This is a genomic window from Paenibacillus sp. FSL R5-0701, assembly GCF_037973995.1.
Classification (GTDB): domain Bacteria; phylum Bacillota; class Bacilli; order Paenibacillales; family Paenibacillaceae; genus Paenibacillus.
The window spans coordinates 4,952,002-4,964,594 of the sequence record NZ_CP150230.1 but is presented as its reverse complement, the minus strand read 5'-3'; the positions used below and the strand labels follow the sequence as shown (position 1 = coordinate 4,964,594).

Here is a 12,593-nt window from a genome sequence, read left to right as displayed (position 1 = left end):
CTCAATAGACAAAAGCGTTCTGTTGGGTGGACATTTTCGAATGGTGTGACAGATATCATCATAGGACGAGGTGTGTGGGGATTGCGATATCGATTTGGAACGCTTCAGCAAAGTCTGTTTGCCTATTACTCTGCGGTATTCATTATTTTTTCGCTCATTGTGGCAGGACTCCTGTATGTTTTTCTCGCGAGTGACATCCGTCATCGAAGTGAAGAACAACAGAGACAACTGGGGGTATCAATCGTCAGTAACTTGGATCAGGAAGTGGTGAAAATGAACAACTTCTCCATGAATATCGTGTACTCCAATCTGGTCAAAGAACACTTCAGTCACTACTTGGCACCAGCGGAGAATAGCGAGCAGACAATGACGAGTGATCCGGCATTGTATAAGGATACAACCACATTAATTGATGTCATTCTTGCGATCATCAGCAGCTCCAATACAGCCAAACAGGCCAATATCTATGATGTGAATGGCAAAATGCTGGGAGCGGGTGCATTCAACGGTCAACTGTCGGTAGACCTGACTCAGCGACCGTGGTACAAGGAAACCTGGGAGCGGAGTGGATGGCGGGTAATCCAATTGTTAGAGGGGGGAGCTTTACCCATGCCAACAGGTGAGGGGAAAGCGGATCAACCCTACATTTCACTAACACGGGTATACAAAGATGGCAATTATGTCAGCCAGGGTGTCGTTGAGATTTTGCAGGATGCCGGAACCCTGTTCCAGCACTTGAATGAATTGCAGGCGAATAACAACGATCTTCGGATCTATGTAGTGGATGAACAAAATACACGGTTGTATCCACTTTCTTCGGATGCCGATGTTTCTCAAGCAGGCCATTTCGATGATGTGGAATTGATTCAAAATCTTTCATTTCCGCCTGATACGATGCAGGAGATTACTGATCCTTTGAGTCAGTCCAAACAAATGATGACGTACATGACGTCACAGGAGACGGGATGGACCGTTATTGTCATGCAGTCCAAACAATCCCTTTTCGCAAGTCTCAACCGGATGGCTGTGATGTTTATCGGTGCCACGTTAGCTACTCTCGTGCTGATTCTGGTTCTCTCGTATCTGATTTCCAAAAGGGTTACTTTGCCGCTGCATCGTTTGCAGCGCATTATTCAGAAAACGGGTGAGAATGATCTGGTATCGGGTCAGGATTCCGGTCAGTTGTTCAAGCTGGAGCATCCCGGTTCTATTCGGGAGATGGATGAGCTGAATGATACGTTTATCCGGCTGAATCAACAGCTTGTGCAATCGTTTCAGGACAGGCTGGCGATGAAATCTCAGGAGACAGAAGCGAGATTACTGGCGCTGCAATCCCAGATGAACCCGCATTTTCTCTATAACAACATCACCAATATCAGCATCATGGCGGAAGAAGGCATGAATGAGCAGATTGTCGCGTTCTGCGCCAATATTGCGTCTATGCTGCGTTATATTTCTACTCCGGGAAAGAATGGGGTTCCCCTGTCTCAAGAATTGGATTATTGTGAGCGATATCTGGAGTGTATGAAGATTAGGTTTGAGGATGATCTACACTATGAGTTTCATATTCCGGATGAGATGCAACATATTCAGGTTCCAATGTTAATGGTACAACCACTACTCGAAAATGCCATGAAATATGGACTGGGTGATACCCCTCCATGGAAACTGAATATTACTGGAGAGTTGGATACGGTACAGCAGACCTGGCAGATCCACGTAGAAGACAACGGGCCTGGCATGGAACCCGAGGCACTTGCCAAGACCATGCATTATATCGAACAGTCACAGGAGTGGGAGCGTATGCCTGACCTCGAAATTAACGGCATGGGACTCAAGAATATATGGGTCCGATTGAAATTATGGTATGGCACAGCAGCCCACATGCAGATTACGAACAAGCCTTCCGGCGGTGTCCAGATTACCATAGGCGGTTCCATTCGAAAGGAGCATGACTGAACCCATGACAATCAAATATAGAACGATTATTGTGGAAGATGAAGCCCTGATTCGCCGGAATGTCTCGCGCAAATTCAGAGAGTTGGACACCCGGTTCGAGGTAATCGGTGAAGCGCGGAACGGTCAGGAAGCGTTACAGCTGATTGAACATTCCGTACCTGATCTGGTTGTAACTGATATACAGATGCCGGTAATGAATGGATTGGAACTTGCCAAACATCTGTATTTTGCCTATCCGCATGTGAAAATTGTCATTCTGAGTGGTTATCATGAATTCGAATATGCACGGCAGGCGATCAGTTACAAGGTGGAGGATTATCTGCTCAAACCATTATCGGAAGATCAGCTTCGGACACTGCTGGATGCGATGGAATTGAAGCTTGGGAGCGCTGTGGATTCGCTTGCCCATGTCAGTGCCGTGCTGGATGAGCAGGTGAAGCCGGAGGATATCGCAGAGGCTGTTAAGTTGTATTTGAAGCAGAATTACATGCATGAGATTACACTCCAGGACATGGCGGGACAGATGCATTTTAGTGTGGACTATCTGGGAAAGTGCTTCAAGAAGGTGACGGGGGAGACACCGCTGAAATATATGACAGGTCTGCGGATTAATGAAGCGAAGCGCATGCTCGTCACTCACGAGAATATGGATATCAAGACCATTGGTGGAGCGGTAGGGTATAGTGACTCCCACTATTTCAGCCGGATCTTCAAAAACAAAACGGGCATGTACCCTAGCGAGTACCGACTGCAATTGCAGGAACGAAAAAAAGCCCTGTCCATGGATGATGAGCACCATGTTGACTTGAGCTGATCACTGGGCCAGAGCTTCTTCGGTTATTTTGCGAATATCAAACGGGGAGCGGATACCTTCTTCGATCATGTCGGGGAGAATCTGTTCCAGGAAATACTGTACACAGTGGAGGTCGATATTTTTGATTTTGACCAAGGCATAACGGTACATAACGATAAATTCTTTCTCCGTATTGCCACGTTGGAGCTCAGCAAAGGCTTCATATACCTGATCCATCTTGTCTGCGACTTCGAGAATCAGTCCTTCAACCGATTGGTCTTTGCCCTCACGCAGCTGTCTGCGGAAAATAGGCTGGAACTCTTCAGGAATATTTTCATTAATAAAATGTTCAACCATGCCTTCTTCCACCTTTTGCAGCATCGAACGCAGCTCCAGTGAATAATGTTTGACTGGTGTTTTGATATCACCGATGAAGATTTCGCCATAATCATGACTGCTGGTAATCTCGTATAACTTCTTCCAATCAATGCTTACGCCTTGCTGTTCTTCAATATCGGCCAACGTTTTGGCGTACTGAACCACTTTCCAGGAATGGGCGGATACACAATGTTCTTCGAACTTGAATTTGCCAGGGGTCCGAATAATGCGTTCAAGATCATTCAGTGATCTGAAGTACGTATGAATTCCCATAAGAAGAGATCATCCTTTACAAGTTAGGTGGGCGTATACACTGACTATACTTCAGTTATATTAACCACGGATTAACGATGTATACATTGAATGTAAAATGAAGCCAGAAAGCCACGATGGGTGACTGAACGTGAGTCCGTCATCCATCGTGGCTTTATCTGTGCAAATGTTATGCTACCTAACGTAGATAAGTGCAATAGATCAACTATTATGCCTTTTTTCGTACCGGTGAAGTGTACCAGTACGCCATGCCGACAAAGAGGGCACCCCCGATAATATTACCAAGCGTTACCGGAATCATGTTGTGGAACCAGCCTGCCATCGTGATTGTATCCGGGTGGTTTGGCAGCAACCAGGATAAAGACAGCAAAGTCATATTGGCAACACTGTGCTCATAACCACTTGCGATAAATGCGTACAGACACCACCAGATAAGAACAAGTTTGGCGATATCTTCTTTGGAGCGAGCGGCCATCCAGATCGCCAGACAGACGAGCCAGTTACAGAGAATTCCTCGGAAAAATAACTCGGATACGGGCGCCGCCATCTTTTTGGCAGAGACGACAAACAGCAGATGTTCCGGTGTGGCCGTTTTAAACAGGCCGCTACCGACTATAAGTAGACTTAATAGAATTGCGCCGAGCAGGTTACCAACAAAGACGAGCCCCCAGTTCTTCAACGTTTCGTTCACTGTGGTTCGGCCAGCCAGTGTACTCATGGTAAAGAACATATTGTTACCTGTAAAAAGTTCCGATCCGGCAAAAATGACCAGCGTGAGCGCGAGTCCGAAGGACATGCCCATCAACATGGTTTGCAGTGGTGACTGCGCCGCAAGGAGCGGAGCACCGATACTGAAGATCAGAACGATGCCAAGTCCTACATAGGCACCAGCCATCAAGGCTGCAACCATATACCGTGGCAGGCTTGCGTTCATTTGATCCCGTTTTTTAACCGCAGCTTCAATAATTCCCTCAACACTTGGTGTATACATCACGGTTTCCCCCATTATTTTGCATCAATCTTTGAACGTTTCAATGGAGCTATATTTCAATCCAGACTTGGCCGTTCTCTACTTTCACCGGATACATCTGTACTTGACCGTTGTCCGGTGCTTGCACAAGACCGGTAGTCAGGTCGATTTTCCAATCATACAGTGGATCGTACAGATAATGCCCGGACACGATGCCTTCAGCCAGCGGCCCACCCTTAGGGTGGGGATTGTGATTATCCGCAGCGAAGATGGTTCCATCCGATGCACGAAAGACAGCAAGCTGTTGATCCTTAATTTCAACTACTCTTCCGATTCGTGGCAGGAATTCTTCAACTACTCCGGCAGGGAAGTAGGTGCCTGATTGTTTGGTCGTCATCTTAAACCACTCCTTATCTATATTTAACATTCCGGCAATATTAATCTTGCGAACTTACTTATGGACGAGCCGATACTTCGATACCATGGAACATTTTGCTTTGGCCTTCTTCATTGCGAATCGCTTTTTGCCAAGGTTCTTCAACATGCTCAAGTGCAAATTCAATCCGCTGCATCAACGCTTTACGTTCCTCAAGGTTATCTACAACCACCGAACGAATATGCTCCAGCCCCATGCGTTCCACCCACTCGGACGTCCGTTCCAGATAGTTACCTGTCTCGCGGTAATATTGCATGATGGCTCCACACAGTTCAATCAACTCTTCATCCGTTTTCACTTTACATAGGGAATCAGCAAGTCTTGATTTAATACCGCCGTTACCGCCGATGAAGATTTCCCAGCCGCCGTCGTTACCAACGATACCGATATCTTTTGTACATGCTTCTGCACAGTTCCGCGGACAACCGTTGACAGCATATTTAAACTTGGCTGGAAGATCCAGACGTTCGAATTTACGTTCGATGCGAGCGCCCATGGCCATGGAATCCTGTGTGCCGAATCGGCAGAATTGGGAGCCGACACATGTTTTGACCGTACGCAGCGATTTGGCGTAAGCATAACCTGAAGGCATATCCAGTTCAGCCCAGACTTTGGTCAGATCTTCTTTTTTAACACCAATCAAGTCGAGACGCTGACCCCCAGTCACTTTGACTGCTTTCACATCATATTTGACTGATACGTCAGCGATTCGTTTAAGGTCCGCTGGTGTAGTCACCCCGCCATACATCCGAGGTACAACCGTATACGTTCCATCCTTTTGAATATTCGCGTTCATACGTTCGTTAACAAAACGGGATTCTTTCTCATCTTCGTGTGTATCTGGTGCAATCATGCCAAGGTAGTAGTTGATCGCCGGACGACATTTGGAACAACCTTCAGGTTGACTCCAACCCAGTACATTCATGACCTCTTTGGTCGTTTGTAATCCCTTTGCACGAATCTCGGCTACAATCTCATCCCGTCCCATGGAAGTACATCCGCATATTCCCTGTTTGGCTCCACTGCTGAAACTGTCTCCAAGTACATATTGCAGAATCTGTTCCACAACCGGTTTACAACCACCGCAAGAGCGGGTTGCACCAGTACAGGCTTTGATTTCATCTACAGTAGTAAGGCCCTGGTTTGTAATGACATCCACAATGGTTCCTTTGGTTACCCCGTTACATCCACAGACGATCTCGTCCTCGGGCATCGTTTCAACAGAGGTTGCTTTCTTATGACCACCGCAGCCTGTACCCATGAGCGAACCATACAATTCTTCGGTCATTTCGGTCTGTTGTTTAATCAGCTTCTGCAATTCGGCAGAATCCGTAATGTCACCGAAGAGCACGGCGCCGACCATTTTATTATCACGAAGCAGAATTTTTTTGTAAGTCCGTTTCCAGTCATCTTTGTGCGAAATGACGGTGTGCTCCGGACTGTCGATGAATTCACCGGTTGAAAAGACGTCTACACCCGAAATTTTCAATTTCGTAGATACAACAGAACCTTCATAAGGAGCCGTTTCAACCCCGCAGATATGTTTCGCCAGAATCATACCTTGTTCGAACAATGGGGCAACGAGGCCGTAACATACCCCGCGGTGCTCTGTACATTCCCCGACCGAGTACACATTCTCAAGTGAAGTCTGCATATAGTCATCCACGACAATACCCCGGTTGACTTCCATACCGCTTTCGCGGGCTACAGCCGTATTGGGTTTAATGCCTACAGCCATGACCACAAAATCAACATTCAGAACCGTATCATCTGCAAAACGTATCCCTTCAACCCGTTCGCCGCCCAGCAGTTCGGAAGTCTGCGCACCCATTTTGAACCGGATACCCTGACGTTCGAGTTCCGCCTTCAACATGGCTGAAGCTTGCGGATCAAGCTGACGCTCCATCAGATCCTGCATCAAGTGCACTACGGTAACTTCCATGCCAAGTTGTACCAACCCTTTGGCAGCTTCAAGGCCTAGCAGTCCGCCTCCGATAACGGCCGCTCGTTTATACTGCTTAGCAGCTTCCAGCATGACATTGCAATCGGCGATATCGCGGAAACCGACAACACCTTCTTTGTCATGTCCAGGTACTGGGAGAATAAAGGAGTTAGAGCCTGTCGCAATGATGATTTTGTCATAAGGGAAGCAAGTTCCATCCTCCGTCACAACCTCATGGGTATCCGAATCAATTCGGGTTACGGTTGTTCCTGTATGGAGGGTAATACCATAATCCTGATACCAGTGGAGATCATTCAGGACGATGTCATCCAGTGTTTTGCTTCCTTCCAATACATAGGACAACATAATGCGGTTGTAGTTAGGGTAGGGCTCTGTGCCAAAAACAGTAATATCAAATCGCGTAGTTAATTTCAAAATTTGTTCTACGGTACTGATTCCTGCCATTCCGTTACCTATGATAACGAGTTTCTCTTTTTTTCCGTTCATGTGTGTATGCCTCCTTGGTTAGACGCTGTACATTACCAACAATTTTAGTGGTTTATATTTGAAATTATACAAGTAGTTGACGACAGTTTATGTGATTTAATTCACTAATAAAGATAAAAGAGTCATAAATATAATAGTGTGAGCCCCATCACAGAAAATGATATTTATTTTCATACAAATAAGAAATGCGAACTATTGTTCTTATTTTGTTTTCGTTGTAAAATCGGAAATGGGCCGTATTGTTCCCGATTTCTTCGAAAGGACGTTTTTGCATCATGATGGGAAGATCCCACCTTATTATCGGGACAGGCGTGTCGCTTTCTGTTCTGCAGTTGGCCGGTATGCCGGTGACAGCGCCGGCAGTTACGGTTGCTATGATTGGTTCGTTATTGCCTGACATTGATGAGCCGAATTCGCTGCTGGTATCCAAAGCCTTGCCTAACAGTCTGATCAGGCTGTTACAGACGATTCTGTTGCCCACAGCTGTATTTGTGTACTTCTATGTTCATGCCAAACCATGGAACCTGTTGCTTGCGATCCTCATTGCGCTTGTGTCATTCCTTCCTTCGCGTTCGCTTCGCAAAGTGTTGATGTTTGCGATTGGACTCGGGCTGGTCTTTTATGGTCACGCATTTGCCCCGTGGAATCTGATTGCAGGTAGCCTGCTTATGCTGTGCACCACGCTAACTCATAGGGGGTTGACGCATACCTTATATGGAACAGCAATATGGGCGGGCTTGTTGTACAGCACGACCCAGCAGCAGGGACCGGAGATCTGGGTAGCGGGAGGCACGGCATATGCGATGCATCTGTTGGCCGATTCACTAACCAATCGGGGTATTCGTCCGTTACCACCGCTTAAGTGGCGCATACGGGTGAATCTGATGAGTACAGGGACCAAGCGTGGGGCCGTTGTAGAGAATGTCTGCATTGTGCTTACTCTTATTTTGGCCTGGATTGCATTCTCACCGCTATTTCTATAGCCATCCAAAAACGCCAGCCCGCATATTGTGGGCTGGCGTTTACAGGAATGCATTTCATAATGAATGGATCGTATTAACCTAGCCAATTCAGGATTGAGAAGGAGAATCAGTCAGGTCGTCAATATCGGAAGAACCAAATACAAATAAAACAATAAGAATGACAATGATCAGTAGTTCAGCGAACCCATTTCCGTCAAAGTCAGACATCACTTCAACCTCATTTCTTGGCGTTAAGAATTGATTCTTTGTTGGAAAGCCCGTATAACATCATTCAACGTCATGTCCCCACCAATCTCATCCAGGAATTGCACCAGTTTGTCTTGATTCGATGGTGTGATATTTTGTAACGTTTTATATTGTCCGACCAGTTCAACGACCAGTGTAGCTTCTCGAAACAACGTGACCGCATCCACTCTTAACTTCCCACTGACCAGTAATGCTGCAACGATAAGTTCCAGATTTCTTCCTTTAAGGTTGCCATTGAGAAGGGTGTTTGCGGCATTTGTTTTTTTGGAGCCTTTATTCGATTTTCCATTCCTTCTCACTGCCATAACAGGTCCCCCGCTGCTTGGTGTTTAATTCATCTTCCGTTATTGTATCTTATGTATAATTCCCTATAATGTTCGGCCTATTAATCTACGTGTCTAACTGATATCGTTGTGAATATAAAAAAAGACCTCCCGATTGTTAGGAGGTCTCTTGTCAGCAATTACGCGTTATTAATTATGGTATTCATCGTTGTCCGATCAAGACCTTTGACCAGCTTCACGATCAGTTCTTTGGCTGCATCGTAGTCATCCGTATGAATGATGGAAGATGAGGTATGGATATAACGTGCGCAGATACCAATAACTGTTGATGGTACACCAACGCCACTCAGGTGAACTTGACCTGCATCGGTACCACCTGGTGAGATGAAATACTGCATTTTGATCTGATTGGATGAAGCCGTATCTTGAACATATTCCACCATTCCGCGATGGGTGAACATACCCGGGTCAAAAATACGAAGCAATGCGCCTTCTCCGATATGTCCAAAGGACTGTTTGTCACCTGTCATATCATTCGCCGCGCTACAGTCAAGTGCAAAGAAGATATCAGGCTGAATCAAGTTGGCCGCCGTACGTGCACCGCGAAGCCCCAGTTCTTCTTGAACCGTTGCACCAGCATAGAGTGTGTTAGGCAGTTTTTCCTTGTGAAGCGCTTCAACCAGTTCAAGTGCAAGTCCTACGCCGTAACGATTATCCCACGCTTTAGCCATAATCTTCTTAGGATTGGCCATAGGTGTGAATTCACAGATCGGCACAATCTGCATACCTGGGTGGATGCCCCAAGATTCTGCTTCCGCACGGTTGTCCGCCCCAATGTCGAGATACATGGTGTTCAGATCCACAGGTTTGTTCCGCTGCGACTCATCCAGCAAGTGTGTAGGGGTAGAACCTACCACTCCGGTAATCCGACGATCAGGTGTGATAATTTCCAATCGTTGAGACAGTACAGCCTGACTCCACCATCCACCCAGTGGGCGGAATTTGATCATGCCTGTTTCCGTAATGCCCGTAGTCATGAAACCTACTTCGTCAAAGTGTCCGGCTACCATAACTTTGGGACCGGATTCCTCCCCGCGTAATACTCCAAATAGACTCCCCAGGCGATCCTGGACGAACTCATCGGTATAAGCGGAAAGCTTATCTTTCATCCAGCCGCGAAGCTCACGTTCAAAACCGGATGCGGAAGGAAATTCCGTCAACGTACGAAACATATCTATCGTTTTTTCATTCATGTGTCAACAACTCCTCTGTTGGTATGTATTTCAGGTCACAGTAGAACGGCTACCCGCCTGTTGTTATTTAACCACTGGTCACATTACAGTATGAACCTTGCGCAAGTGATTGTCCATGTTTATGTCACGTATTTAAGGCATGTTTTGGGCGCTTACCGTGTCCAAGTTTCATGATTCTATCCGCTTTAGTCATAGTCCTGATGACACTTCGATGAATATGAATAGATGGAGAAGATGTCATCATTTTGTGATGTTCTTTATGTTCGATATTTGTTTGTCTGTTTCAGGAAGGAGCTAAATATCCAATGAAACCTCCAGAAGAGGGCACGGAAAAAGTACTGTTTATCGTTCTTTTTATCTTGCTCGTGATTGTTCTTCTTTATTTATAGAACGTATCTAGAAGTCCTCAGAACCGGCATATTCGCATCCTGCTTCCACAACATGATCTTGTTGGAAACATATGCTGTCTGTCGCCGGATACATAACCTTCCGATTATTAACAAACAATGAATATAGGATTACACACATTGGCATTCAGCCGTAGCTTTGAACCATTTCACATAGAGGAGGTCTTGTATCTTGCCAGCTCAATCTGCATCCGGAAGCGAAAAAAAATCGTCGTCCCTGTCCATGGATGAAAAGGAGTACAAAAAAGTCGCAAAAAAACATGAGCCGCCTCGTCCAATCCTGAAAAATTGCCTCAAAGCATTTCTGGTTGGGGGTACGGTCTGTTTGATTGGACAGGCCATTCAAGAGGCTTTTATGGCCGGTTTCGACATGACATCGAAGGAAGCTTCTAGTCCTACAGTGGCGGTCATGATTCTCATATCGGTTATTCTAACGTGTCTCGGCGTTTACGATAAAATGGCTCAATGGGCAGGAGCAGGAACTGCTGTGCCGGTTACCGGCTTTGCCAATTCCATGTGTTCTGCTGCACTGGAACATCGTGCTGAAGGACTGGTGCTCGGTGTAGGGGCCAACATGTTTAAACTTGCTGGTTCCGTTATCGTGTTTGGTGTCGTGGCAGCATTTGTCGTAGGGATTGTTTACGCCTTTTTGGGATTTGGAGGTGGGCACCTGTGAAACGATTGGGTCGCCAGACGTGGCAGTTTGAGAATCGTCCGCGGATCATCGGTAAAGCCGCAGTTGTAGGACCAGAAGAAGGCGAGGGTCCACTGTCATCTGATTTCGATTATGTCTATGACAACCTCGAGATCGGCGAGAAAACGTGGGAAAAGGGAGAACGCAAACTGCTCGAACAGGCCTCCCAACTGGCATTGGTTAATGCAAATATCACCAAGGAAGAGCTTCACTTTTTTGTGGGTGGAGATCTGATGAACCAGATTATCAGCAGTTCCTTTTCAGCGCGAAAACTGGGTGTGCCTTACTTGGGTGTCTTTGGAGCCTGTTCTACTTCCATGGAAACGTTAGCGTTAGCGTCCATGATTGTTGACTCCGGAGCTGGAGATTATGTCCTTGCAGGAACGGTGAGCCACAACTGTACGGTGGAAAAACAATTTCGGTATCCGACGGAGTATGGTTCCCAAAAGCCGCCTTATGCGCAATATACCGTCACAGGATCAGGGTGTGGTGTGGTCTCCCGTACTGGTGATGGTCCCGTTGTTACCAAAGCCACGATTGGACGCATTATGGATTTGGGCATCAAAGATCCCTTTAACATGGGTTCAGCCATGGCGCCAGCAGCAGCCGACACCATAATCTCTCATTTCAGGGATACGGGATTGGAACCCGGCTATTATGATCTCATTGTGACCGGGGATCTGGCTTCCGTTGGTCTGCCAATTACGAAAGAGCTTTTGCAAAAAGAAGGCATTCCCATGGAACAGACGGTTTTTAATGACTGCGGCCTGATGATCTATGATCGGGAGAAACAGCCTTATGTTGTTGCCGGTGGAAGTGGCTGCGGATGTTCTGCCACCGTCACCTATGGTCACATTTTGAACCGGATGCAGAAGGGGGATCTTAAACGGGTGCTCGTCGTTGCTACGGGTGCGCTGTTATCTCCGATTTCGTACCAGCAGGGTGAAAGTATTCCTTGTATTGCACATGCCGTAGCCATAGAAAAGGAGGGATAAGGGTAATGCAGTTCTTGTGGGCATTTATTGTTGGCGGTTTAATCTGTGTTATCGGACAGCTTCTAATGGATGGGGTTAAACTGACGCCAGCTCATACCATGAGTACACTTGTTGTGACAGGTGCGCTTGCGGATGCATTTGGCGTGTATGACCCCCTGGTTAAATTTGCAGGTGCGGGTGCAACCATCCCCATCACAAGTTTCGGTAATTCCTTAGTGCACGGGGCATTGACGGAGCTGGAAAAAGAGGGATGGCTGGGTGTGATTACAGGGATTTTCGATCTGACTGCGGCGGGGATTTCGTCAGCGATCATCTTTTCTTTTCTCGCGGCATTGGTCGTTAGACCAAAAGGCTAACATAGAATGAGAAATCTACTTGAACATATTGCGATTCAACAAAGGCTTCGGATAACTTCTATCCGGGCCTTTTTTGTCGTATTCATGCGAGAACTGCGGTGAATCTGACGGGCTGGA

The 12,593-nt window shown here is 46.6% G+C and carries 12 protein-coding genes; 6 read left to right on the top strand and 6 right to left on the bottom strand.

Going from position 1 to position 12,593, the window contains the following annotated elements:
• Nucleotides 1-45 precede the first annotated feature (45 nt).
• Both MKZ13_RS21965 and MKZ13_RS21960 read left to right on the top strand, forming a co-directional pair.
• Entirely contained in the window at nt 46-1,959 is a 1,914-nt protein-coding gene (locus tag MKZ13_RS21965; RefSeq protein ID WP_339178138.1) for a histidine kinase, read from the top strand.
• A gap of 4 nt (nt 1,960-1,963) precedes the next feature.
• Nucleotides 1,964-2,773 (top strand): response regulator, encoded by an 810-nt coding sequence (locus MKZ13_RS21960; RefSeq protein ID WP_221821924.1) that lies wholly within the window; start codon nt 1,964-1,966, stop codon nt 2,771-2,773.
• Here MKZ13_RS21960 and MKZ13_RS21955 read toward each other — a convergent pair whose 3' ends face one another.
• From MKZ13_RS21955 to nirB, 4 genes are all read right to left on the bottom strand, one after another.
• On the bottom strand, nt 2,774-3,403 hold the full coding sequence (locus MKZ13_RS21955) for a YfbR-like 5'-deoxynucleotidase (RefSeq protein ID WP_221821926.1): 630 nt from the start codon (nt 3,401-3,403) through the stop codon (nt 2,774-2,776).
• A gap of 208 nt (nt 3,404-3,611) precedes the next feature.
• Entirely contained in the window at nt 3,612-4,394 is a 783-nt protein-coding gene (locus MKZ13_RS21950; protein ID WP_133385581.1) for a formate/nitrite transporter family protein, read from the bottom strand.
• Nucleotides 4,395-4,443: 49 nt separating this feature from the next.
• A complete protein-coding gene (gene nirD / locus MKZ13_RS21945; protein ID WP_076214275.1) occupies nt 4,444-4,770 on the bottom strand; it encodes a nitrite reductase small subunit NirD in 327 nt (108 codons plus the stop codon).
• 58 nt (nt 4,771-4,828) lie between these two features.
• Nucleotides 4,829-7,258 (bottom strand): nitrite reductase large subunit NirB, encoded by a 2,430-nt coding sequence (gene nirB, locus MKZ13_RS21940; protein WP_339178131.1) that lies wholly within the window; start codon nt 7,256-7,258, stop codon nt 4,829-4,831.
• A gap of 275 nt (nt 7,259-7,533) precedes the next feature.
• On the opposite strand from nirB, the gene MKZ13_RS21935 reads away from it, so the two are divergent.
• Entirely contained in the window at nt 7,534-8,241 is a 708-nt protein-coding gene (locus MKZ13_RS21935) for a metal-dependent hydrolase (RefSeq protein WP_339178129.1), read from the top strand.
• 230 nt (nt 8,242-8,471) lie between these two features.
• Here the strand turns inward: MKZ13_RS21935 and MKZ13_RS21930 are convergent, their stop codons facing one another.
• Nucleotides 8,472-8,792 carry a hypothetical protein gene (locus MKZ13_RS21930; RefSeq protein WP_076214284.1) on the bottom strand — a complete coding sequence of 107 codons (321 nt, stop codon included), beginning with the start codon at nt 8,790-8,792 and terminating at the stop codon, nt 8,472-8,474.
• Nucleotides 8,793-8,950: 158 nt separating this feature from the next.
• Entirely contained in the window at nt 8,951-10,024 is a 1,074-nt protein-coding gene (locus MKZ13_RS21925; RefSeq protein WP_339178126.1) for a M42 family metallopeptidase, read from the bottom strand.
• A gap of 630 nt (nt 10,025-10,654) precedes the next feature.
• On the opposite strand from MKZ13_RS21925, the gene spoVAC reads away from it, so the two are divergent.
• The 3 genes from spoVAC to spoVAE are packed head-to-tail and all read left to right on the top strand — an operon-like array spanning nt 10,655 to nt 12,476.
• Nucleotides 10,655-11,107 carry a stage V sporulation protein AC gene (gene spoVAC / locus MKZ13_RS21920; RefSeq protein WP_047844446.1) on the top strand — a complete coding sequence of 151 codons (453 nt, stop codon included), beginning with the start codon at nt 10,655-10,657 and terminating at the stop codon, nt 11,105-11,107.
• Nucleotides 11,104-12,120 carry a stage V sporulation protein AD gene (gene spoVAD, locus MKZ13_RS21915; protein ID WP_339178124.1) on the top strand — a complete coding sequence of 339 codons (1,017 nt, stop codon included), beginning with the start codon at nt 11,104-11,106 and terminating at the stop codon, nt 12,118-12,120. The genes spoVAC and spoVAD overlap by 4 nt, the downstream gene beginning before the upstream one ends.
• A gap of 5 nt (nt 12,121-12,125) precedes the next feature.
• Complete coding sequence (gene spoVAE, locus MKZ13_RS21910) at nt 12,126-12,476, top strand: stage V sporulation protein AE (protein WP_036615159.1); 351 nt, start codon at nt 12,126-12,128, stop codon at nt 12,474-12,476.
• Nucleotides 12,477-12,593: the final 117 nt, after the last annotated feature.

Bases quoted from the DNA above. Each gene is read 5' to 3' on its own strand.
- nirD (WP_076214275.1), bottom strand. From the start codon at position 4,770: ATGACGACCAAACAATCAGGCACCTACTTCCCTGCCGGAGTAGTTGAA.
- MKZ13_RS21950 (WP_133385581.1), bottom strand. From the start codon at position 4,394: ATGTATACACCAAGTGTTGAGGGAATTATTGAAGCTGCGGTTAAAAAA.
- MKZ13_RS21960 (WP_221821924.1), top strand. From the start codon at position 1,964: ATGACAATCAAATATAGAACGATTATTGTGGAAGATGAAGCCCTGATT.
- spoVAE (WP_036615159.1), top strand. From the start codon at position 12,126: ATGCAGTTCTTGTGGGCATTTATTGTTGGCGGTTTAATCTGTGTTATC.
- spoVAC (WP_047844446.1), top strand. From the start codon at position 10,655: ATGGATGAAAAGGAGTACAAAAAAGTCGCAAAAAAACATGAGCCGCCT.
- MKZ13_RS21930 (WP_076214284.1), bottom strand. From the start codon at position 8,792: ATGGCAGTGAGAAGGAATGGAAAATCGAATAAAGGCTCCAAAAAAACA.
- MKZ13_RS21935 (WP_339178129.1), top strand. From the start codon at position 7,534: ATGATGGGAAGATCCCACCTTATTATCGGGACAGGCGTGTCGCTTTCT.
- MKZ13_RS21925 (WP_339178126.1), bottom strand. From the start codon at position 10,024: ATGAATGAAAAAACGATAGATATGTTTCGTACGTTGACGGAATTTCCT.
- nirB (WP_339178131.1), bottom strand. From the start codon at position 7,258: ATGAACGGAAAAAAAGAGAAACTCGTTATCATAGGTAACGGAATGGCA.
- MKZ13_RS21955 (WP_221821926.1), bottom strand. From the start codon at position 3,403: ATGGGAATTCATACGTACTTCAGATCACTGAATGATCTTGAACGCATT.